Source organism: Mesorhizobium cantuariense (assembly GCF_042647205.1).
In the GTDB taxonomy this organism is placed as follows: Bacteria; Pseudomonadota; Alphaproteobacteria; order Rhizobiales; family Rhizobiaceae; genus Mesorhizobium; species Mesorhizobium cantuariense.
Window position 1 is genome coordinate 4,992,410 of sequence record NZ_JBHRVD010000001.1, and the last position, 19,234, is coordinate 5,011,643.

The window sequence follows — 19,234 nt, forward strand, 5'->3', positions numbered from 1 at the left end:
CTTCAGGAGGAGACCCACAATGTCCTATGTCGATGGTTTCGTGCTTGCCGTATCCAAGGCAAAACTCGATGACTACAAGAAGCTGGCCAACCTCGCAGGCCCTATCTGGATGGAACACGGCGCGCTCGCCTATGTCGAATGTATCGGCGACGACGTGCCCTATGGCGAGGTCACGTCCTTCCCGCGTGCCGTGCAGGCCAAGGACGACGAGATCGTCGTCTTCGCCTGGGCGGTCTATGAATCGCGGGAGAGCCGGGATGCCGTCATGGCCAAGGTGATGGCAGACCCGCGCTTGAAAACCGATTGGGGGGACATGCCGTTCGACGGCAAGCGCATGATCTTCGGTGGCTTCAAGCCATTCATAGAGCTGTAGGCGCGCCCGGTCCAAGGTGGCCTGTACACGAGATACTCCAAGCGCGTCGCGCGAGGTCCTTTCGCGCGGCGCTTCCTTGCTCTTGACCTAATCGCCCATCGCTTCGTCATCCTATGGCGGAGCAAGGAGCGAAGCGACGCGGCGCAGACCATAGGATCCATGCCGTGACGTTAAAGCGTTGAAAACGGTCAAGAATTCTGCTCCGCTGCATCCTTCGATCGAGGGCACGGAATGGATCCTCGGGTCTTCGCGACGGAGCTTCGCTCCTGCTTCGCCCGTGGATGACGAAGCTTGTGCTTCGGCTAAACTGTAACCAGGCCGCTAATCCAGCCTATCCAGCAGCGGCTTGAGCCTGTCGCCATAGCGCTTCCACAGATCGACCGAGCCCTGATACATCGGCTGGCGCACCTGCGCGGCCGATGCCGTGCGCACCGGCCGGTCGGTCTCGTGGAAGGACAGCGCCGCATCGTCCCAAGGCAGGCCGAGATGGGCGATCAGTGCCCGCGTCTGGCCTTCCTGGTCGGCGACGAAATCCTCATAGCGCACATCGTGCACGACGCCGGGCAGCACCGTGTGCCAATGTGCCATGATGTCGGTGTACAGATTGTGGAAGTCGGCGAGCTCGCCGAGATCGTAGCCATAGCGATGGCTGTCGCCACGGAAATGCACCTTGTAGATCGACAGGCAGGTGGCTGCCGCATCGCGCGCGCAATGGACGATCTTGGCCTTCGGCAGCATCAGATGCAGGAAGCCGACGAGCAGGAAATTGCCCGGCATCTTGTCGGTGACATGCTTGAAGCCGGGATAGCGGGCGTGCAGCATGTCGAGATAGGCCTCGCCGGCCTCGGCAAAAGCCTTGTCGGGCATGTCGGCGATGCCTGCGGGAAAGCCGCCCTTCATGGTCAAGGGAAACTGCTTGCCGACCGCCGTTTTCAGGATGCTGAGCTCGCCGGCGCCGTAGACCTGGGGATGGCTGGCGATGATCTGCTCGACCAGCGTCGTGCCTGAGCGCGGCATGCCGACGACGAAGATCGGCGCGTCGTCGCTGATCGTGCTCGGCTGATGCTTTTCGAAGAAGCCGGCATCGAAGGTTGCCTTCATCGCCTCGAACTCGGCCCGCGTCTTGGCCTGGTCGTAATCTATACCCTTGCGGCGGATCGCATTGCCTTCGGCGAAATAGTCGAAGGCCCTGCCATAATCCCTGAGATCGTCATTGGCCTTGCCGAGACCGAAGGACAATTGCATGCGCGCCAGGCTGTCCTGAGGCGCCTTGGCATGCTGAGCCTCCATGCTGCTCAGTTCGCTGTCGTGCTCCTTCTGGCGCTTGACCTGCGTCAACATCAGCCAGGCTCTCGCCATGCCGGGATCGACGGCCAGCGCCTGCCGGAAAAGGTCGATTGCTTCATCGAGCTTGCCCTTTTCCATCAGCCCGACGCCCAGCCCGTGCAGCAGGTCGGCATCCTTCGGTCGGATCGCCAGCGCTTCGCGGAAGACGGCGAGCGCCTCGTCCAAGCGTCCGGCTTCCTGCAGCGTTTCGGCAAGCCCGATGCGGGCGCGGACATGGAAGGGATTGCGCCCGACCGTGCCGCGATAGATCTCCTCCGCACCCTCGAACTGGCCGAGCTGCTTCAGCGATGAACCAAGATTGTCGCGCGCCGCCAACTGGTCGGGCCGCAGCGTCACCGCCTTGCGGAAGCAGTCGACGGCAGCAGCGACCCGGCCGAGGTCGCGCAGCACTGTGCCTAGATTGTTTTGAAAATCCGGATTGCCGCTCTGCAGGCGCACCGACTGTTCGATCAGGTCCAGCCCCTCGGCGCTGCGCCCGGTCTGATGCAGCAGCAGCCCCAGGAAATGCGCAGCCGCAGCGTGATTGGCCTTCTGCGCCAACACCTGCCGGTAGATCGCCTCGGCTTCTTGCCGACGCCCGGCCTGGTGCAGCTGCAGCGCCTGCTGCACATGCTGGTCGAGCCCCAGCGGTGGCTGCCCTCCAGCACCAGATCTGGTTCCCGCGCCCGCCGCTCGTCTCTGATCTCTGTTGATGGGAAACCTGCCGTGTTTTGTCCGCCTGTGGCGATCTAGGCCATCGGCGCGACAGGTTCAAGGCTTCGCTTGGTATCTTGCCCTCTCAGCGACGATATCAAATCAGGCGGTTGGTCTCGGCGACCTGTCTGGCCCGCCTCACGGTGCCATCGGTATCGGCGAGCGTTCGCCTTGCCGCCTCATCGCTTCTGATGGTCAGCCGTGCCGACTTGACGACCATCGGCTTGGCGGTCGGGCCGGCGGCAACGGCGTGTATGTTGGTTGGCTTGATGATCGGGTTGATCGCTACGGTCATGCCTCTCGGGGTTCTGACGGAAACCATGGTTTTATCCTTCCGGGGAACAAATAAAATGCAAGTGCCGGGAAAATCGACCCAGCGTGAATTTAAGCATTTTTTTGAAAGCCACTGAGCCATATCAGGGTTTTTCAAATAATTACAGCGATCTATTTTTTTGCCGTCATCCGAGTTTTTCATGAATCTTCTTGAACAATCCGCCCCATCAGCCTATATAGACAGGATCGCTTTGGGCCAGAATTGGCATCTCGCGGCGTCAGAGGTTCTCGACCCGCCAATATCATTCCAAATCATCGATACCGGGCGCGCGGCATATTCGCTCCGCGGCCATGTCTCATTCTTCGAAAGACCCACATGAACACCGGAACCGTGAAGTTCTACAATGGCCAGAAGGGCTTCGGCTTCATTCAGCCGACCGATGGCGGCAAGGACGTTTTCGTCCATGTCAGCGCACTGGAGCGCGCCGGCTTCCCCGGCCTCGCCGAAGGCCAGAAGCTGCAGTTCGAGTTGGAGCGTAACACCAAGGGCCGCGAGTCGGCCGCCAATTTGCAATTGATCTGATCCGGCCGAATTCGATGAACGCTGACCACGGATGTACTGGCAGCTCTCGAAAGCGGCTTATTTCCAGCGACTGCCGGAAATAGGAAAGCGGGGCTCGTCCCCGCTTTTTTGCTTTCAGGACCGCTGCTTTGCATAGGTAATACAATGCCGGACCGCACCACCCACTCCATCGCGCATTTCGCGGCACCCTTCGTGCTCGGCGGACTGGAGGGGCAGTTGCCGGCCGGCGACCTACGACATCGATCACGACGAAGAGGTGATCGAGGGCATGTCCCGGCTTGCCTGGCGCCGCGTCGCCACCTTCATCCATCTGCCGGCAAGGGCAGTGAAAAACCCGCCCACCAGCCAGCTTGTCGCCATCGATTACCTCGAACTCGAAACAGCGCTGAAGCGCGACAGGGAGAATGCAGCATGATCCGTTTCCAGCAGAATGCGCGCCCGCGCACCGACACGCCCGCGCACCAGTTTGCGATCGGTCAGACCGTGCGCATGAAGAGCCGCACCGGCCTCGTCCAGAAGACCGCCGAACTGTTCCAGATCAAGAGCAGGCTGCCGGTCAAGGACGGCTCGCCGCAATACCGCATCCGCAGCGAGCAGGAGACCCATGAGCGGGTCACCACCGAAGACAATCTCGAACCGGCCAACGACCCGGTTGTTGCCAACAACCCGGTCGTCTGAGACCCCACCGCAAAGCCGAGCCAACATGCAACAGGAGCACACCATGTCCAAGGGTCAACAGCGAAGCAACCGCGAAACGCGCAAGCCAAAGAAGGACAAGGTCGCGGCCAAGCCCGCCTCCCCGTTCGGCTCGTCGGTCAAACAGGCCGAGAGCAGCCTGAAGCCGAAATCGAAGGGCTGACAGCCAAGGGCGCCTCGTGCGCCCTTTCCGTCGCTTGTGAGGCGACGGACTGACACAACAGGCCTGCGCAACACCTGCCCACCACGGAGGCGCGCTTGAACTTCGTCATCGAGTTCTACCGGTCGCGCGACGCCGACGAAGCCACGCTCGACAAGGTGTCGCTGGAAGCGCCGAACCTGCGTGCCGCGCTGCAGGGCGCCACCGCGTTGTTCCACACGCTGGCCATGCCGCAAATCCCCGATCGCCTGCGCATTTGCGACGACAGTGGCAGCGAGCTTTACGCCGGCCCGGCCGACGGGGCGTATCCGGTGTAGAGGAGCGGTGCTTGCCGCATGGCTCCATTAAAGTTCATGTAAGATCGACGCCATAAGATCCGCTTGAACCGGGCCGCTGCCGCAATTGGCGGCCCGAGACATTGCGGGCGACCACCATGATCGCCGCTCGCGTCCGAGGGCAGGAGGCGCATGGACAGGTCGCGCATCATCGTGACGGCGGTGGTGTTGGCCGTGCTGGGCGCCATCGTGCCCATCGCTGCGATGTTTCACCTTTCATGGATCCAGGCCGTCCAAAAGGAACATGAACGGCTGCAGCTGTTCGCCAGCCGCGCCATCGCCAGGGCCGACATTTCGCTTGACGATGCGACCGTCGCTTTGCGGCAGATCGACCAGTTCACCGGCATCCGCTGTTCGGCGGACCACATAGCCCGCATGCGGCAACTCACCATCAGCACACGCCCGATCGAAGAAATGGGCTATTTCGAAAATGGCCTGCTCAAATGCTCTTCCTGGGGACTGACCGAAGGGCGCGTTGCGCAATCCACCCCGGACTTCACCACCAGGGACGGCATCGCCGTCACCGCCCGTATGCAGCCGGTGATGAGCGAGGGCCATTCGCTGATGGCGCTGCAATACAGGGACCACAACGTCCTTGTCGATCCGGTACGCTTTGTCGACGTCATCGTCGATCCCGGTGTCCAGATCGCCCTGACGACGCAAACGGGCATCCTGCTTGGCGCGCTGAACGGCCCTGATCCCGCCCGCATCGAGAAGATCATCGCCGGCTCCAGCGAAGGCATCGATGACGATCTCCTGTTTGCCACCGCGCGCGAGACGGGCTGGATCGCTGTCGCCACCGAACCGACAAGCCAGATTCTGGGCAGCGTTCGCCAGCAGCAATTTCTGCTGCTCCCGCTCGGCGCCTTCATGGCCGCCTTTATCATCGGCATGGTTGTCTGGCTGTCGCGAAGGCGGCTTTCACCCCTGGGAGAATTGCAGATCGCCGTGCGCAAGCGCGAATTCATCGTTCACTATCAGCCGATCGTCGAACTCAGGACCGGCAATTGCATCGGGGCGGAAGCGCTGGTGCGCTGGAAGCGGCCGAACGGTTCCCTGGTCCGGCCCGATCTCTTCATTCCGCTGGCGGAAGAGAGTGGCCTGATCACGGCGATCACCGATCAGGTCATTGCGCTGGTTGTGTTCGACCTGAACAGGCTTCTGGTTGCCGATCGCTCGCTTCACATCGCCATCAATCTCAGCCCAACCGATGTCAGCACGGCGCGGGTCCTGCCCATTATCGAGAAAGCATTGCAGCACACCGGGATCCAGCCGCAGCAAATCTGGCTCGAGGCGACTGAACGCGGCTTCGTCGATATCAACTCGGCGCGTTCGACGCTCATTCGTGCCCGCGAACTTGGCCACGCAGTGGCAATCGACGACTTCGGCACCGGCTACTCCAGCCTGTCCTACCTCGAAGGGCTGCCGCTCGATGCACTCAAGATAGACAAATCGTTCATCGATACGATCAGCACGAATTCCGCTACCAGTTCCGTCACCCCGCACATCATCGACATGGCCAAGACGCTGAAACTGAAGATCGTTGCCGAAGGCGTGGAGACGCAGGCACAGGCCGACTACCTCGTGGAGCGCGACGTCGACTACGGCCAGGGCTGGCTGTTCGCCAGACCCATGCCTGCGCCCGAGTTCATCGCCTACTGTCGCCAGGTGAAGCTGCCGGCTTAAAGGCAAACAGGACATTGTCTGGCGAGTCTGCAGGTGGCACTTGCCTTCTACCTTCGTGTGGGAGAAGGCAAGGAAACCGGCCTCCTCAGCACGGCCCGTCATCAACGACGCGGTAATCCGCGGCGCGGGCCTCGCAGGAATTGGGGAATGTACGCATCTCGCCATGCCGGCGGGCACACACCGGTGCATATTCGCGGGTGCAGAACGTCTGCTCACCGCCGCCACCGCCACCACCACCATCGCCGCCGTCGCGGCATGGACCGTCGCGCACGATGCGATAGCCGGCCCGGTCGGCAAGGCAGGCATTGGCGAAGGTCTGGCGGTCGCCGCCGCGCCGGGCACAGACCGGCTCGTACTGCTTGCTGCAATATTGCGGTTCGGGCCGTGGCGGACGCGGCCCCGGTCCTTCATCGACAACGACGGTGCAGGCGGCAAGAATTGCCGACAGTAACAGGATGACAAAACCTTGCCGTGAAAAGATTGCCGCCAGAAATTTCATGATGATCTCCCACGATCGCGTCCCCGGATCCCGATCCTCGCCATTCCCTTGCCAAATGCAACCCCCGTTTGCTGCCCTTTCAGCCGGAAACGGCGCCTGGAGCCGAGGTCGGCATCAGCCTCCTCGGCCACCTCGACATCTGGCCCATTCGTGGCCCGGCTCTGGCCGATGACCTCGCCGGCAAGCAAGCCTATGCCGAGCCGATCGATGCTCAGGTCAGTCGATCAATGCGTCGGGATGCGCCAACGCGGCGGCCCGCGGCGCTATCTTGCAACCTTCACGTTTCCGTGCGATAAATTCCGTGTTCGGGCATTTGCGACCCGGAGAGCGGAACGTTTTGGACGACCTTTCCCCGATACTGTGAATCTCTGACGGCCCCGTTTTCGGCGGGGGTTTGATACCATGCGCCAATGCATGACTGCCGAAGCATCCACCGGGACTTGCCCTTTGCGCCAGGCGGCGGGCAGGACCACCAAAGACTGAACGGGTGAAGGAGTTTCCCCAATGCCCCAGACCGGCACCGTTAAATTCTTCAACGCGACCAAAGGCTTCGGTTTCATCACGCCCGATGGCGGCGCCAAGGATGTGTTCGTCCATATTTCCGCGATCGAGGCTTCCGGCCTGCGCACGCTCGTCGACGGTCAGAAGGTCACCTTCGACGTCGAGCCGGATCGCATGGGCAAGGGCCCCAAGGCGGTCAATCTCCACGCCGCCTGAGCCATCGGGACGTCTCTCGGACGCGCGACGGAGGCTCCAATGCCTGAACCTGGCTTGGAGAGGGATTTGAATTTTTTGAAAGGCGCGGCGATCTTTGCCGCGCCTTTTTCGTGCCGAAAGCACAGACCAATGCATGCCGCCCAGAAGTGCCCCCCGGTTTTGGGGAACGATATGCATGAAAACGAAGACCCAAGGCGCGTCGCAACGGGCTTTAGCTGCCCGCAAAACTTTCTCTTGCCGATGACGCTAAAATAAAGGACAAATTTCCACTCGGGCATTTGCCGGCCCGAGACTGGAGTTTATGGGACAAAGGAGCTTCCCATGCCGCAGACCGGCACCGTCAAATTCTTCAACCATGCCAAGGGCTTCGGCTTCATCACGCCCGATGATGGCGCGAAGGATGTTTTCGTCCATATTTCAGCCGTGCAGGCATCGGGTCTTTCCGGTCTCGAGGATGGCCAGAAAGTGTCATTCGACACCGAGCCGGACAAGCGTGGCAAGGGTCCGAAGGCCGTCAACCTGTCGGTCGGCTGAGCCGGTTTCAGACCGGCGGCGGCGGCGATTTCGCTCCCTTGAGAGCGTGGATTTTTGGCGCCTGTTTTGAATCTACACGTCGAAATCCGTTCAGCCCCCATTCAGCCACGGTCGCATATTAGTCTTTGGTAAAGCCGGACCGCATCCCCCCAAACTGCACGGGCCGGCACGAAGGAGACCGACATGAACCGAATTTTCAAGATCGCCGTCCTGTCCGCTGCCGTGGTCGCCACCACGCTCGCGACCTTGCCCGCGGCCAATGCGCGCGACTGGCGCCGTCATCATGGCCATCACGGCAACGGTGATGCCATTGCCGCCGGCGTCCTCGGCCTCGCGGCCGGCGCCCTAATCGGTGGCGCGTTGGCCAATGACCAGCCCCCGCCCTACGCTGACCGCTACTACGATGACGGTTACGATCGTGACGTAGTGGTGCGCCCGGCCCCGGTCCGCCGTTACTACGCGGAGCCGCAGGTGGTCTACGCCGATCGCTATGCCGAGCCGTGGACGCGTGACTGGTACGAATACTGCTCGGACCGCTACCGCACCTTCAATTCCCGCACCGGCACGTTCACCGGCAATGACGGCGAACAGCATTTTTGCACTGCCAACTGAGGCTTCCCTGCCCCAAACAAAAAGCGCTGACCGCAAGGCCAGCGCTTTTTTGTTTGGAGCATCGCAGGATTTGGGACCGGCGAATATCGGCACGCCCTAGAGCGGGATGAGATTAGTTTCGGTCATAGCCGGAGTTTTCGAAGTAGTGTGAGCACTCTGCCGGTGTGACGCGATTGAGGGTTTGGCCGATCGCGTCGCAGACGGCTTCGACGGTTCGGCTTGCGGCCTTTCTCAGCCAGTGCTTGAGCTTTGAAAAGAGCTGCTCGATCGGATTGAGGTCGGGCGAGTATTTCGGCAGGAAGAAGAGCCTTGCGCCGGCGGCGCGTATGGCGCGGCGCACCGCCTTGCCTTTGTGCGAGCCGAGATTGTCCATGATGACTATATCCCCCGGCTGGAGGGTCGGCGCGAGAACCTTCTCGACATAGAGGAGGAACCTCTCGCCGTTGATCGGCCCATCGATCAGCCAAGGCGCATCGACGCGATCGTGGCGCAGCGCGGCCAGGAAGGTCATGGTCTTCCAGTGGCCGTGCGGCACTTTGGCCTTGATGCGCTGGCCCACCGGCGCCCAGCCCCTGAGCGGCGACATGTTGGTCTTGGTCCAGGTCTCGTCAATGAAGACCAGTCGCGTGGGATCGATCCGGCCCCGATACTTCGTCCACTGCAGCCGCCGTCGCGCGACATCGGGACGATCCTGTTCGGCGGCGATCAGCGTCTTTTTTTGTGAGTGAGCTTCTCGGCATGCACGAACTCCCATACCGAACGGTAGTCGACCTTCAGACCACGCTCACCAAGCTCGGCCACAAGGCCGCGCAAGGTGAAGTCCCCGTCGTGACAGCGCTCGATCAGCCAGTCGCGCCACGCTCCCGAGAGTTTCTTCGGTTTGTAGCCGCCCACCTGGCGAGGCGCGGCACTGCCAGTCTCTTCAACACGCTTAAGCCACGCAATGGCCGCGCTATAGCTGACGCCAAATCGAGCCGCCGCGGCGCGCCGCGAGAGCCCTTCCGTCTTAACCGCGGCGACAACCCGCTCGCGAAGGTCCATCGAATATCCTGCCATCCATACTGGCCTCCTCCAGTATGAAGGTTGAATCAGAACAAAGGTGATTTGGGAATCCCACGACTCTTACAAATCCCATCCCGCTCTAGCAGGCTGTTGAAGAAGTGCTAGCGCAGTTGTTGGGAGCGTGATTCACTGATCCTTGATCGATTGGGGATTCGTGGATGCGCGGATTGGACGAGCGGACAGGGTCGCTGTTTTCGTATGTCGATCTTGAGGAGCGCGTTCGGGGTGATCATCCGCTTCGCACGATCCGGGAAATCGTCAACGCGGCGCTAGCGGAGATGGACGGCGATTTCGCGGTGATTTATCCGCCTGGGCTCGGCCGCCCGTCGATAGCGCCGGAGCGATTACTGCGTGCGATGCTGTTACAGGCCTTCTACGGCATCCGCTCTGAGCGCCAGTTGATGGAGCGGATGGAGTTCGATCTTCTGTTCCGCTGGTTTGTAGGTCTTGGCATTGATGATCCGGCCTGGGACCATTCGAGCTTCACCAAGAACAGGGAGCGTCTGCTCGAAGGCGAGATCGCGGCGAAGTTCCTGCGCGCGGTTCTTGCACAGCCGAAGGTGAAGCGGCTTTTGTCCTCGGACCACTTCTCGGTGGATGGGACGCTGATCGACGCCTGGGCTTCGATCAAGAGCTTCCGGCGCAAGGATGGCGGCGACAATGATCCGGACGGTGCTGGCCGCAACGCCGAGCGCGGCTTTCATAAGGAGAAGCGCTCTAACGACACGCACCAGAGCACGAGCGATCCGCAGGCGCGGCTCTACAAGAAGGGCGACGGCCGGCCGGCGAAGCTCTGCTATATGGGACATGCGCTGATGGAGAACCGCCATGGGCTGGCGGTCGACGGCGGCATCACCCAGGCTACGGGCACGGCCGAGCGGGAGGCCACGCTCGCCATGTTGGACCGCAGGCAATCGCGACGGCGCATCACGCTGGGCGCCGACAAAGCCTACGACGTGCGTCAGTTCATCAAGGACCTGCGCGAGCGCAAGGTTACGCCGCATATTGCCGTCGATGGCCATCTCAGCAAGACGGGCAAGCCCCGCGTAACGGCAATCGATGGCCGCACGAAGCGCCATCTGGGCTATGAAGCCAGCCAGCGCTGCCGCAAGCGGATCGAAGAGGTGTTCGGCTGGATCAAGTCATCCGCCGGCATGGCCAAGGTCAAGCTGCGAGGATGCGCCCGTGTGGGCGCGGCTTTCACCTTGGGCCTGGCGGCCTACAACCTGATCCGCCTGCCCAAGCTGCTGGCGGCGCCAGCATGAGCCTCGTGGGACGCTGGCGGATCGTTGAGATGCCCGACTATGTCGAGGACTATCCCGACATGGCCGAGCCCGCTCACATTCTCTTTGAAGCCAACGGTTCCGGCGAATTCGCCTTCGGCTGCGTCACCGGAGAGATATTCGGCGGAGGCGACGGCAACCATGTCGCCTTCTCCTGGCAAGGCAATGACGAAATGGACGAGGCTCAGGGAGACGGTTGGGCTGAAATCCAACCGGACGGCTCCATCGTAGGCCAAATCTGCTTTCACAACGGCGATGAAGCAGACTTCATCGCTCGCAGATGGACTTCTTCAACAGCCTGCTAGAGCAATTCCAGGAAAAGTGTGAAACGGTTTTCCGTCCGGAATTGCGTCAGAACAAAGGGTTAGAGCGGCTCGCCGTTTCCGTGAAACGGTGAACTGCTCTAAACGAGAAAAGGATTGGTCCGCCTCTCCTCGCCGAAGCGGCCGCCGGGGCCGTGGCCGCAGATGAAGCCGATGTCGTCGCCGAGCGGCAGCAGCTTGTCCTTGATCGAGGCGATCAGCGCCGCATGGTCGCCGCCCGGCAGGTCGGTGCGGCCGACCGAGCCGCGAAACAGCACGTCGCCGACATGGGCGAACTTGGCGGCGCGGTTGTAGTAGACGACGTGACCGGGCGCGTGGCCGGGGCAGTGCAACACCTCGAACACATGGCCGCCGAACGAGACGGTCTCGCCTTCGGTCAGGAACCGGTCAGGCACGCAGTCGCGCGCACCGGCGATGCCATAACGCCTGCCCTGGTTTTCCAGATTGTCGAGCAGCGACTTGTCGGCCTCATGCGGTCCGATGATCTCGACGCCGAGCGCTTCCTTCAGTTCCATGGCGCCGCCGGCATGGTCGATATGGCCGTGCGTTATCCAGATCGCACCGGCTGATATCGCATTGTCCTTCAGCACCGCCAGCACCTTGTCGATGTCGCCGCCCGGATCGACGACGACACCATGCTTGTCGTCCATGTCGAACAGGATGGTGCAATTCTGCTGAAACGGTGTGACCGGCACGATGCCGGCATTGAGCTGACCCATGATCGTCCTTTCGCTATCTCAGCCGTGATGTAGAGGCGCGAGCGAAGGGCGTCCACCCCTTGAAAAGACGAACAATCAAGCTGTTCCTAAACGGAAATGGGCGGCCGAAGCCGCCCATTTGAAAAGACCGAATGGCCGCTTACTTCTTCATGGCGCCCATGACCGCGCCGACAATGGCGGTCAGGATCGCGCCACCGCCGGCGCCGCCGACGATGTTCTGCAGGTTCAGCGCGCTGCCGAGACCGCTCGTTGCTGCTGCCGCAGCCGCCGGATCGACCGCACCGCCGCCAAGCAGGCTGCCGAGGATCGCCGCGCCGCCAACGCCGCCAATGGCTCCGCCCAGGATTTTGGGAAGCTGACCCATCGCCGCCGTCTTGAGCGCCGCGCCGACCGCCTGACCACCGATGACGCCCGTAATCACCTGTATGATGATCGGAAGAAGCGTGTTCATGTCCATATGGTTAGTCCCTCCATAAACTGCCAGCCTCCCGGGCCGACAGCATCATGAGACGCCGAATTGGACGAAAGTCAAATGCAGAAACGCTTAAATAAAAGGGGCGGCCCTAAAACCGCCCCTGCTTGCTAAAAAAGCTGTGACTTTCGTTATTCTGCGGCGATCGCGTGCTTGGGTTGAACGGCGGCAGAATAGTCATTCATAAGGTTTTTGGCGATTTCACCGACCTCGAATCGGTAAGGTCCGATCTCCGAAACCGGCGTCACTTCCGCTGCCGTGCCGGTCAGGAAGCATTGCTCGAAGCCTTCGAGCTCTTCCGGCAGGATGGCGCGTTCGATCACCTCCAGGCCGCGATCCTTGGCCAGGCCAATGACCGTGCGGCGGGTGATGCCGTCGAGGAAACAGTCGGGCTTGGGCGTGTGGATCTGGCCGTCCTTGACGAAGAAGATGTTGGCGCCGGTCGCTTCCGCGACCTGGCCACGCCAGTCGAGCATCATGGCGTCGGCATAGCCCTTGGCCTCGGCGGCATGCTTGGACATGGTACAGATCATGTAGAGGCCGGCGGCCTTCGACTTGGAAGGCGCCGTGCGCGGGTCGGGCCGGCGCCATTCCGCCACATCGAGACGGATGCCTTTCAGCTTCTGCGCCGGATCGAAATAGCTCGGCCATTGCCAGATGGCGATGGCGCAGTTGATGCGGTTGTTCTGCGCCGAAACGCCCATCTGTTCGCTGCCGCGCCAGGCGATTGGCCGGACATAGGCGTCCTGGAAACCCTGCTTCTTCAGAAGCGTGGTGGAGGCGTCGTTGAGCTCGGCCACCGAATAGGGAATCTTGAAGCCGAGCAGGCGCGCCGATTCATGCAGTCGCTCGGTGTGTTCATTGAGCTTGAAGATCTCGCCGCCATAGGCGCGCTCGCCCTCGAAGACGGCGCTGGCGTAATGCAGCCCATGGGTCAGCACATGGATCTTGGCGTCACCCCATTGGACGAATTCGCCGTTCATCCAGATGAAGCCATCCAGTTGATCGAAGGGAACGGATGCCATGGTAACCTCCCGCGGGCGGCAGCCCGCATAGTGTTGTTGTGTTTCGTGTCGGCCGCGCCAAGCGGCTTTTATGCTGGAGCGTAGGCGGATAATTGCGCTCTGGCAAACTCAGGAAGTTCCGGAAAAACCGCCTTGCCTTGCCTTTTCGTTCGCAATCCGCCCAAAAGCTTGTCAAAAATTATCATTGCAGGGAAATTACGTCAATAGTACTGACATAATCTCTCTTTCCAACGGAGAAATGATGACGGATCGAAGCCACGCAGCCGGGAAACCGATCAGGACCGCGATGTCAGTCGAGGATGGCATCGACTTCGCCATCATCGAGCTGCTGTTCTTCGCCTATCGCGACTTCACCTCCGATCCGGATCAGATCCTGGCCGACTACGGCTTCGGCCGTGCCCACCACCGGGTGCTGCATTTCGTCAACCGCAGGCCGGGCCTGACGGTCGCCGAACTGCTCGACGTGCTGAAGATCACCAAGCAGAGCCTGGCCCGCGTGCTCAAGCAATTGATCGACACCGACCATGTCGTGCAGCTGCAAGGTCCGCGCGACCGCCGCCAGCGCGAGCTTTATCCGACGGCCAAGGGCCGTGCCCTGGCACTGGCGCTGGCGCGGCCACAGTCGCGCCGCATCCATGCTGCATTGGGAGATTCCGGAATAACCGAACGGACCTTGGTTGAACGGTTCCTCGAAGCGATGGTCAATCCGGAACTGAGGGTGCAGATCGACGTTGGGTCCGCAAAAATGTCAGGGAAAAACCATGGAGAGCACTGAACGGGTCGATCACGCGGCCGCGCCGGACGACGACGCGCCGCATTTGCTTGTCGTTGACGACGACACCCGCATCCGCAATCTTCTCAAGCAGTATCTGACCGAAAACGGCTTTCGCGTCACCGTCGCCGGCAATGCCGACGAAGCCAGGCGCAAGCTTGCCGGCCTCGACTTCGACCTTCTGATACTCGATGTCATGATGCCCGGTGAGACCGGCGTCGACCTGACCAAGTCGCTGCGCGCCGAAAAGAACGTACCGATCCTGATGCTGACGGCGCTGTCGGAGACCGACAGCCGCATCAGCGGGCTGGAGGCCGGCGCCGACGACTATCTGCCAAAACCTTTCGATCCGCGCGAGCTGATCCTGCGCATCAACAACATCCTGCGCCGCGGCGGCCCGGCGACCACGCCCAAGGTCGAGCAGCTGGTTTTCGGCCCCTACACCTTCCAGATTGCCAGGCGCGAACTGAAGCGCGGCGGCGAGGCGCTGAAGCTGACCGACCGCGAGCAGGAGATCCTGGCGATCTTCGCCGCGCGGGCAGGCGAGACGATACCCCGTCACGAGCTTGTCGGCGACGATTCGGAAGTCGGCGAGCGCACCATCGACGTCCAGATCAACCGGCTGCGCCGCAAGATCGAGCGCGATCCGTCCAATCCGGTCTGGCTGCAGACCGTGCGCGGTATTGGGTATCGGCTCAGCGTGGAATAGAATGCCGCCTGCGGCCGGCTGAACGGCTGCGGGCAAGCGAAAAGAGCGAATGGCAACCACGGAACTGCAACAGCCGGGCAATGGCGGCTTGAGCGCACGCTTTGCGCGGACGCTGAAGGCGGTGCCGCGCGCCTGGAACCGCTTCTGGCGCCTCGTCTCGCTCTATATGCCCAAGCGGCTCTATGCCCGCTCGCTGATCATCGTCATCGCGCCGATGATCCTGCTGCAATCGGTCGTCGCATTCGTCTTCATGGAGCGCCATTGGGCAACCGTGACGCAGCGCCTGTCGCAGGCCACCGTGCGCGACATCGCCGCCATCATCGACCTGATCGAGACCTATCCGCACGACGCCGACTACACCAACATCATCCGCATCGCCCAGGACCGCATGCAGCTGAAGGTCGACCTGCTGCCGCCCGACCCTTTGCCGCCGCCGGGACCCAAACCGTTCTTCTCGATCCTCGACGACGTTCTTTCGTCCGAGATCACCCGCCAGATCAACCGGCCGTTCTGGATCGACACGGTCGGCAATTCCAACATCGTCGAGGTGCGCGTCCAGCTCGAGGGCAAGGTGCTGCGCGTCTTCGTGCGCCGCAGCCAGGCCTATGCCTCCAACACCCACATCTTCCTGATCTGGATGGTCGGCACCTCGCTGGTGCTCCTGATGATCGCCATTCCGTTCCTGCGCAACCAGATCCGGCCGATCCTGACGCTTGCCGAAGCAGCCGAAAGCTTCGGCAAGGGCCGGCCGATGCCGCGCGATTTCCGGCCGCGCGGCGCCGAGGAAGTTCGCCGCGCCGGCTTTGCCTTCATGCAGATGCGCGAGCGCATCGAACGCCAGATCGAGCAACGCACCGCCATGCTGACCGGTGTCAGCCATGATCTGCGAACCATCCTCACCCGCTTCAAGCTGCAGCTTGCGCTTTCCGGCGGCAAGGCCGAGACCAAGGCGGCGCTCGACCAGGACATCGACGACATGCAGTCGATGCTCGAAGGCTATCTCGCCTTTGCCCGTGGCGAGGCTTCGGAAGACGCCGGACGGTTCGATCTCGAGGCCTATTTCGAGAAGCTCGACGAGGAAGCCAGGCTGCGCAAACGCAAGCTGTCGACGACGCTTGCCGGCGACCCCGATGTGCATGTGCGGCCGAACGCCTTTGCCCGGCTGATGTCCAATGTCATCGGCAACGCCTTCCGCTATGCCTCGACGGTGGAGGTCAACGCCACCCATGGCCGCGGTTCGCTGCTGGTCACCATCGACGACGACGGTCCGGGCATTCCGGCCGACCGGCGCGAAGACGTGTTCAAGCCCTTCGTGCGGCTCGACGAAGCCCGCAACCTCGATGCCAGCGGCACCGGGCTCGGCCTGTCGATCGCCCGCGACATCGCCCGCAGCCATGGCGGCGACATCACCCTCGACGACAGCCCGCTTGGCGGACTTCGCGCCGTCATCAAGGTTCCGGCATAACGGAGCATGATCCCGAAAAGTGGAAACCGGTTTTCGGACAAACGGAAACCGTTTGTCCAGAGATCTTGCTCCACTAAAACACTGGCTTCATCCGCCCGTCATGAAACCATGGTCAAGAGCGCGCATGAAGCGCGCGACCTCAATTGATTCGGCCTTGCCGCCTCACTTCGACCCCGTGCCCGTCCGGGTGCGCTGGAGCGAGGCGAGAGCAGCAGGCTGGTCGCCGTTCCGGCATCGTCTCAAGACAACCGTCGACCTTTCAAGCAAAGGGCCGCCATGCGCATATTGATGGTCACCGACGCTTGGCGCCCGCAGGTCAACGGCGTCGTCCACACGCTGGAGCGGCTCACCGAGACGCTGAAATCCTTCGACGTCGCGGTGGATTTCCTGACGCCTAACATCTTTCGCACCCTGCCCTTGCCGACCTATCCCGACATAAGGCTGGCGCTGACCACGCCCGGCCATGTCGCGCGCCTGATCGAAGCCGGTAAGGCGGACCACATCCACATCGTCACCGAGGGTCCGCTCGGCATCATGGCACGGCGCTATTGCCGCAATGCCGGCCGGCCGTTCACCACAAGCTATCACACGCGCTTTCCCGAATATCTCAGCGCCCGCCTGCCGGTGCCGGAAAGCTGGGCCTACCGCTGGCTGCGCGATTTCCACAATTCCGGCCAGGGCACGCTGGTCGCCACCCAGTCGCTCGCCGACGACCTTGCGGCGCGCGGCTTCACCAAGCTGAGGCCCTGGACGCGCGGCGTCGACACCGACCATTTCCGCCCGGACAAGAAGAAGGATCTCGGCTTCCCCGGCCCGGTCTTCCTCTGCGTCGGCCGCGTCGCCATCGAAAAGAACCTCTCCGCCTTCCTCGACCTCGACCTGCCCGGCAGCAAAGTGGTCGTCGGCGAGGGTCCAGAGCTTGCCAGGCTCAAGGCGAAATACAAGCAGGCGCATTTCCTCGGCCACCGTCCCAATGACGAACTGGCCGAGATCTATGCCTCGGCCGACGTCTTCGTCTTCCCCAGCCGCACCGACACCTTCGGCAACGTCATCATCGAGGCGCTGGCCAGCGGCACGCCGGTCGCCGCTTATCCAGTGACCGGGCCGATCGACATCGTCGGCGACGGTTTTGGCGGCGCTGTTTCCAACGATCTGCGCGAGGCCTCACTCGCCGCGCTCAACGTCGACCGCGCGCAGGCACGCGAACGTGCCATGCGCTACAGTTGGAAAGCTTGTGCTGAGATGTTTCTCGACACGGTCGAGGAAGCGCTGGGAACGACGCGCAAGCTGGCGGCCTGAGCGGGGGCGGCGGTGCCGAACTGCTCAACGTCCGGCAGGACAGAGGGGGGTGCCAAGGAATGAGACATTGGTTGCCAGCGATCTTGCCTAAAACAACCTGCCGCCATCCGGCACCTTGCGCTCGATGGCACCGAGCACCACGGCGCCCTCCTCATCGGGAAAGCCGAGCGTCAGCACTTCCGACATGAACGGCCCGATCTGGCGCGGCGGGAAATTGACCACCGCGAACACCTGCCGGCCGATCAGCGTCTCGGGCGCATAGTATTTCGTGATCTGCGCAGACGATTTCTTGATGCCGATGTCGGCGCCGAAATCGATCTTCAGCTTGAACGCGGGCTTGCGCGCCTGCGGAAAGGGTTCGGCCTCTACGATTGTGCCGGCGCGGATGTCGACACGATCGAAATCGGCAAAACTGATCTCGGGCTTGCGCTCGCTGTTCGAACTCATCTTGGTCTTTGGCTCAGGCGTTGCCGTAGGTCTCGAACAGCACGCCGGCCAGCGCGTCCTTGGCCGAGATTCCCGACCAGACGACGAACTGGAAGGCCTGGAAATAGCATTCGCAGGCTTCCAGCGCCGACGACAGCAGCACTTCGACCTGCTGGCTCGACGGCTCGACCCCGCCGGCCAGCAGCAGTGACTGGCGGAACATGATCGCGCCCTCCTGCTCCCAGAGGTCGAAATGGCCGAACAGCATCTGCTCGTTGATCAGCGACAGCAGCCGCATCACTTCCAGCGCGCGGGTCTCCGGCACCTTGATGTCGAAGGCGCAGGCCAGATGCAGCGCCTCGAAATCCTCCATCCACGAGAAGGAGACGTGATAGTCGGTCCAGCTGCCGGCAACCGAGATCGAAATCTCGTCGTCGCCGGCCCGCTCAAAGGACCAGTCGTTGTTGTGGGCTACCTGCTCGATAACATCCACCGGATGGATTTCGCGGGAAAATTCTAGTTCGAGAAGTTCCATGGAATGCTTCCTGTCGTTCTGTACGAGCGCCGCCACACGCTCCGCGGGAGGGCACACACAACGAACAATCTTGTCTAGAACTCGGACGGCCAGGACTTCTCGACGCAAAGACCCCAGACCGGACCCCACCGCCCGGCCGCATGACCCTGCTCCGAATCATGCAACAAATTCAGTCTATTGATCGGGAGTCGCGTGAACAGCCCAATTTTTCGCACTGCGTCATTCGCATGTGGAAAGCCGCTGTCACAAAGATTCATGCAATGCCGTTAAGCGATTCACGGCAAAGCGCTTTTCAGGATCGGGCTATGTGGAAAAGTTTAACGATTATTTTTTTGCGCGGGGCTTGGCCGCCGCCGCTGGTGCGGCATCACCGGCCAGTTCCGCAAGCTTCGCCTCAAGCGCCTCGATGCGGGCGGCAAGGCGGGTGTTTTCTTCCCGAGCCTTGGCGGCCATCTCGCGCGCGGCTTCGAATTCTTCGCGCTGCACCACGTCCATGGTGTTGAGAATGCGTTCAGCTTGGCCCTTGAAGGCGGTCTCCACCTCACGGCGCACGCCCTGGGCGGCGCCGGCGGCATCGGTCATCAGCTTGGCGAATTCATCGAGAATGCGGTTCGGTCCGGTCGACATGGCAAATCC

25 protein-coding genes and 1 pseudogene are annotated in these 19,234 nt (G+C 61.9%); 16 read left to right on the plus strand and 10 right to left on the minus strand.

The window, feature by feature from the left end:
- Positions 1-19: 19 nt before the first annotated feature.
- Positions 20-373: a DUF1428 domain-containing protein gene (locus tag ACFOJ9_RS24370; RefSeq protein WP_378982087.1), complete on the plus strand. Its 354-nt coding sequence runs from the start codon at positions 20-22 to the stop codon at positions 371-373.
- A gap of 321 nt (positions 374-694) precedes the next feature.
- Here ACFOJ9_RS24370 and ACFOJ9_RS24375 read toward each other — a convergent pair whose 3' ends face one another.
- Together ACFOJ9_RS24375 and ACFOJ9_RS24380 are read right to left on the minus strand one after the other, a co-directional pair.
- A complete protein-coding gene (locus ACFOJ9_RS24375; RefSeq protein WP_378982089.1) occupies positions 695-2,329 on the minus strand; it encodes a tetratricopeptide repeat-containing sulfotransferase family protein in 1,635 nt (544 codons plus the stop codon).
- Between the two features lie 181 nt (positions 2,330-2,510).
- Positions 2,511-2,888 carry a hypothetical protein gene (locus ACFOJ9_RS24380; protein ID WP_378982091.1) on the minus strand — a complete coding sequence of 126 codons (378 nt, stop codon included), beginning with the start codon at positions 2,886-2,888 and terminating at the stop codon, positions 2,511-2,513.
- 174 nt (positions 2,889-3,062) lie between these two features.
- Between ACFOJ9_RS24380 and ACFOJ9_RS24385 the strand changes: the two genes are divergently transcribed.
- From ACFOJ9_RS24385 to ACFOJ9_RS24410, 6 genes and pseudogenes are all read left to right on the plus strand, one after another.
- A complete protein-coding gene (locus ACFOJ9_RS24385; protein WP_378982093.1) occupies positions 3,063-3,269 on the plus strand; it encodes a cold-shock protein in 207 nt (68 codons plus the stop codon).
- A gap of 144 nt (positions 3,270-3,413) precedes the next feature.
- Positions 3,414-3,684, plus strand: a pseudogene (locus ACFOJ9_RS24390) (hypothetical protein).
- Complete coding sequence (locus ACFOJ9_RS24395) at positions 3,681-3,947, plus strand: hypothetical protein (protein ID WP_378982095.1); 267 nt, start codon at positions 3,681-3,683, stop codon at positions 3,945-3,947. Before ACFOJ9_RS24390 ends, ACFOJ9_RS24395 begins: the two are co-directional and overlap by 4 nt.
- Positions 3,948-3,990: 43 nt before the next feature.
- The gene (locus tag ACFOJ9_RS24400) at positions 3,991-4,128 is read left to right on the plus strand and encodes a hypothetical protein (protein ID WP_196807037.1); all 138 of its coding nucleotides are present in this window, start codon (positions 3,991-3,993) and stop codon (positions 4,126-4,128) included.
- Between the two features lie 95 nt (positions 4,129-4,223).
- Positions 4,224-4,442, plus strand: a complete 219-nt coding sequence (locus tag ACFOJ9_RS24405; RefSeq protein ID WP_352773790.1) for a hypothetical protein — start codon at positions 4,224-4,226, stop codon at positions 4,440-4,442.
- A 150-nt stretch (positions 4,443-4,592) separates the two neighbouring features.
- The gene (locus ACFOJ9_RS24410) at positions 4,593-6,146 is read left to right on the plus strand and encodes an EAL domain-containing protein (protein WP_378982097.1); all 1,554 of its coding nucleotides are present in this window, start codon (positions 4,593-4,595) and stop codon (positions 6,144-6,146) included.
- An 85-nt stretch (positions 6,147-6,231) separates the two neighbouring features.
- Here the strand turns inward: ACFOJ9_RS24410 and ACFOJ9_RS24415 are convergent, their stop codons facing one another.
- A complete protein-coding gene (locus ACFOJ9_RS24415) occupies positions 6,232-6,645 on the minus strand; it encodes a Kazal-type serine protease inhibitor family protein (RefSeq protein WP_378982099.1) in 414 nt (137 codons plus the stop codon).
- Positions 6,646-7,149: 504 nt separating this feature from the next.
- Here ACFOJ9_RS24415 and ACFOJ9_RS24420 point away from each other — a divergent pair.
- The 3 genes from ACFOJ9_RS24420 (at position 7,150) to ACFOJ9_RS24430 (ending at position 8,508) form a co-directional block, all read left to right on the plus strand.
- On the plus strand, positions 7,150-7,362 hold the full coding sequence (locus ACFOJ9_RS24420) for a cold-shock protein (protein WP_378982101.1): 213 nt from the start codon (positions 7,150-7,152) through the stop codon (positions 7,360-7,362).
- A 321-nt stretch (positions 7,363-7,683) separates the two neighbouring features.
- Positions 7,684-7,896, plus strand: a complete 213-nt coding sequence (locus ACFOJ9_RS24425) for a cold-shock protein (RefSeq protein WP_352627624.1) — start codon at positions 7,684-7,686, stop codon at positions 7,894-7,896.
- Between the two features lie 183 nt (positions 7,897-8,079).
- Positions 8,080-8,508, plus strand: a complete 429-nt coding sequence (locus ACFOJ9_RS24430; protein ID WP_378982103.1) for a BA14K family protein — start codon at positions 8,080-8,082, stop codon at positions 8,506-8,508.
- Positions 8,509-8,620: 112 nt separating this feature from the next.
- Here the strand turns inward: ACFOJ9_RS24430 and ACFOJ9_RS24435 are convergent.
- Positions 8,621-9,564, minus strand: a protein-coding gene (locus tag ACFOJ9_RS24435) for an IS630 family transposase (RefSeq protein ID WP_378977816.1) whose coding sequence is annotated in 2 segments (ribosomal slippage) — positions 8,621-9,229 and positions 9,232-9,564 — 942 coding nt in all. Because the reading frame shifts where the segments join, the coding sequence is not laid out codon by codon here.
- A 164-nt stretch (positions 9,565-9,728) separates the two neighbouring features.
- On the opposite strand from ACFOJ9_RS24435, the gene ACFOJ9_RS24440 reads away from it, so the two are divergent.
- Positions 9,729-10,835, plus strand: a complete 1,107-nt coding sequence (locus tag ACFOJ9_RS24440) for an IS5 family transposase (RefSeq protein WP_378979100.1) — start codon at positions 9,729-9,731, stop codon at positions 10,833-10,835.
- Positions 10,832-11,158, plus strand: a complete 327-nt coding sequence (locus tag ACFOJ9_RS24445; RefSeq protein ID WP_378979101.1) for a hypothetical protein — start codon at positions 10,832-10,834, stop codon at positions 11,156-11,158. The genes ACFOJ9_RS24440 and ACFOJ9_RS24445 overlap by 4 nt, the downstream gene beginning before the upstream one ends.
- 98 nt (positions 11,159-11,256) lie before the next feature.
- Here ACFOJ9_RS24445 and ACFOJ9_RS24450 read toward each other — a convergent pair whose 3' ends face one another.
- The 3 genes from ACFOJ9_RS24450 to ACFOJ9_RS24460 form a co-directional block, all read right to left on the minus strand.
- Complete coding sequence (locus ACFOJ9_RS24450) at positions 11,257-11,895, minus strand: MBL fold metallo-hydrolase (RefSeq protein WP_378982105.1); 639 nt, start codon at positions 11,893-11,895, stop codon at positions 11,257-11,259.
- A gap of 139 nt (positions 11,896-12,034) precedes the next feature.
- On the minus strand, positions 12,035-12,352 hold the full coding sequence (locus ACFOJ9_RS24455) for a hypothetical protein (protein ID WP_378982107.1): 318 nt from the start codon (positions 12,350-12,352) through the stop codon (positions 12,035-12,037).
- 146 nt (positions 12,353-12,498) lie between these two features.
- A complete protein-coding gene (locus ACFOJ9_RS24460) occupies positions 12,499-13,392 on the minus strand; it encodes a branched-chain amino acid aminotransferase (protein WP_378982109.1) in 894 nt (297 codons plus the stop codon).
- A 241-nt stretch (positions 13,393-13,633) separates the two neighbouring features.
- On the opposite strand from ACFOJ9_RS24460, the gene ACFOJ9_RS24465 reads away from it, so the two are divergent.
- The 4 genes from ACFOJ9_RS24465 to ACFOJ9_RS24480 all read left to right on the plus strand — a co-directional run bounded on the left by ACFOJ9_RS24465 (position 13,634) and on the right by ACFOJ9_RS24480 (position 17,637).
- Positions 13,634-14,167, plus strand: coding sequence for a MarR family winged helix-turn-helix transcriptional regulator (locus tag ACFOJ9_RS24465; protein WP_378982111.1), 534 nt, complete (start codon positions 13,634-13,636; stop codon positions 14,165-14,167).
- Positions 14,154-14,873, plus strand: coding sequence for a response regulator (locus tag ACFOJ9_RS24470; RefSeq protein WP_378982113.1), 720 nt, complete (start codon positions 14,154-14,156; stop codon positions 14,871-14,873). Before ACFOJ9_RS24465 ends, ACFOJ9_RS24470 begins: the two co-directional genes overlap by 14 nt.
- 49 nt (positions 14,874-14,922) lie before the next feature.
- Entirely contained in the window at positions 14,923-16,338 is a 1,416-nt protein-coding gene (locus ACFOJ9_RS24475; protein WP_378982115.1) for an ATP-binding protein, read from the plus strand.
- Between the two features lie 276 nt (positions 16,339-16,614).
- Positions 16,615-17,637: a glycosyltransferase family 4 protein gene (locus ACFOJ9_RS24480; protein ID WP_378982117.1), complete on the plus strand. Its 1,023-nt coding sequence runs from the start codon at positions 16,615-16,617 to the stop codon at positions 17,635-17,637.
- A gap of 87 nt (positions 17,638-17,724) precedes the next feature.
- Here the strand turns inward: ACFOJ9_RS24480 and ACFOJ9_RS24485 are convergent, their stop codons facing one another.
- The 3 genes from ACFOJ9_RS24485 to ACFOJ9_RS24495 all read right to left on the minus strand — a co-directional run bounded on the left by ACFOJ9_RS24485 (position 17,725) and on the right by ACFOJ9_RS24495 (position 19,225).
- Positions 17,725-18,084, minus strand: a complete 360-nt coding sequence (locus tag ACFOJ9_RS24485; RefSeq protein ID WP_378982119.1) for a tRNA-binding protein — start codon at positions 18,082-18,084, stop codon at positions 17,725-17,727.
- A gap of 13 nt (positions 18,085-18,097) precedes the next feature.
- The gene (locus ACFOJ9_RS24490; protein ID WP_378982121.1) at positions 18,098-18,598 is read right to left on the minus strand and encodes a type III secretion system chaperone family protein; all 501 of its coding nucleotides are present in this window, start codon (positions 18,596-18,598) and stop codon (positions 18,098-18,100) included.
- Between the two features lie 324 nt (positions 18,599-18,922).
- The gene (locus ACFOJ9_RS24495; RefSeq protein WP_109659791.1) at positions 18,923-19,225 is read right to left on the minus strand and encodes an accessory factor UbiK family protein; all 303 of its coding nucleotides are present in this window, start codon (positions 19,223-19,225) and stop codon (positions 18,923-18,925) included.
- Positions 19,226-19,234 lie beyond the last annotated feature (9 nt).

Bases quoted from the DNA above. Each gene is read 5' to 3' on its own strand.
- ACFOJ9_RS24410 (WP_378982097.1), top strand. From the start codon at position 4,593: ATGGACAGGTCGCGCATCATCGTGACGGCGGTGGTGTTGGCCGTGCTG.
- ACFOJ9_RS24395 (WP_378982095.1), top strand. From the start codon at position 3,681: ATGATCCGTTTCCAGCAGAATGCGCGCCCGCGCACCGACACGCCCGCG.
- ACFOJ9_RS24445 (WP_378979101.1), top strand. From the start codon at position 10,832: ATGAGCCTCGTGGGACGCTGGCGGATCGTTGAGATGCCCGACTATGTC.
- ACFOJ9_RS24415 (WP_378982099.1), bottom strand. From the start codon at position 6,645: ATGAAATTTCTGGCGGCAATCTTTTCACGGCAAGGTTTTGTCATCCTG.
- ACFOJ9_RS24485 (WP_378982119.1), bottom strand. From the start codon at position 18,084: ATGAGTTCGAACAGCGAGCGCAAGCCCGAGATCAGTTTTGCCGATTTC.
- ACFOJ9_RS24465 (WP_378982111.1), top strand. From the start codon at position 13,634: ATGACGGATCGAAGCCACGCAGCCGGGAAACCGATCAGGACCGCGATG.
- ACFOJ9_RS24400 (WP_196807037.1), top strand. From the start codon at position 3,991: ATGTCCAAGGGTCAACAGCGAAGCAACCGCGAAACGCGCAAGCCAAAG.
- ACFOJ9_RS24480 (WP_378982117.1), top strand. From the start codon at position 16,615: ATGCGCATATTGATGGTCACCGACGCTTGGCGCCCGCAGGTCAACGGC.
- ACFOJ9_RS24475 (WP_378982115.1), top strand. From the start codon at position 14,923: ATGGCAACCACGGAACTGCAACAGCCGGGCAATGGCGGCTTGAGCGCA.
- ACFOJ9_RS24450 (WP_378982105.1), bottom strand. From the start codon at position 11,895: ATGGGTCAGCTCAATGCCGGCATCGTGCCGGTCACACCGTTTCAGCAG.
- ACFOJ9_RS24385 (WP_378982093.1), top strand. From the start codon at position 3,063: ATGAACACCGGAACCGTGAAGTTCTACAATGGCCAGAAGGGCTTCGGC.
- ACFOJ9_RS24420 (WP_378982101.1), top strand. From the start codon at position 7,150: ATGCCCCAGACCGGCACCGTTAAATTCTTCAACGCGACCAAAGGCTTC.
- ACFOJ9_RS24490 (WP_378982121.1), bottom strand. From the start codon at position 18,598: ATGGAACTTCTCGAACTAGAATTTTCCCGCGAAATCCATCCGGTGGAT.
- ACFOJ9_RS24460 (WP_378982109.1), bottom strand. From the start codon at position 13,392: ATGGCATCCGTTCCCTTCGATCAACTGGATGGCTTCATCTGGATGAAC.
- ACFOJ9_RS24430 (WP_378982103.1), top strand. From the start codon at position 8,080: ATGAACCGAATTTTCAAGATCGCCGTCCTGTCCGCTGCCGTGGTCGCC.
- ACFOJ9_RS24470 (WP_378982113.1), top strand. From the start codon at position 14,154: ATGGAGAGCACTGAACGGGTCGATCACGCGGCCGCGCCGGACGACGAC.
- ACFOJ9_RS24425 (WP_352627624.1), top strand. From the start codon at position 7,684: ATGCCGCAGACCGGCACCGTCAAATTCTTCAACCATGCCAAGGGCTTC.
- ACFOJ9_RS24370 (WP_378982087.1), top strand. From the start codon at position 20: ATGTCCTATGTCGATGGTTTCGTGCTTGCCGTATCCAAGGCAAAACTC.
- ACFOJ9_RS24440 (WP_378979100.1), top strand. From the start codon at position 9,729: ATGCGCGGATTGGACGAGCGGACAGGGTCGCTGTTTTCGTATGTCGAT.
- ACFOJ9_RS24455 (WP_378982107.1), bottom strand. From the start codon at position 12,352: ATGGACATGAACACGCTTCTTCCGATCATCATACAGGTGATTACGGGC.
- ACFOJ9_RS24380 (WP_378982091.1), bottom strand. From the start codon at position 2,888: ATGAAAAACTCGGATGACGGCAAAAAAATAGATCGCTGTAATTATTTG.
- ACFOJ9_RS24495 (WP_109659791.1), bottom strand. From the start codon at position 19,225: ATGTCGACCGGACCGAACCGCATTCTCGATGAATTCGCCAAGCTGATG.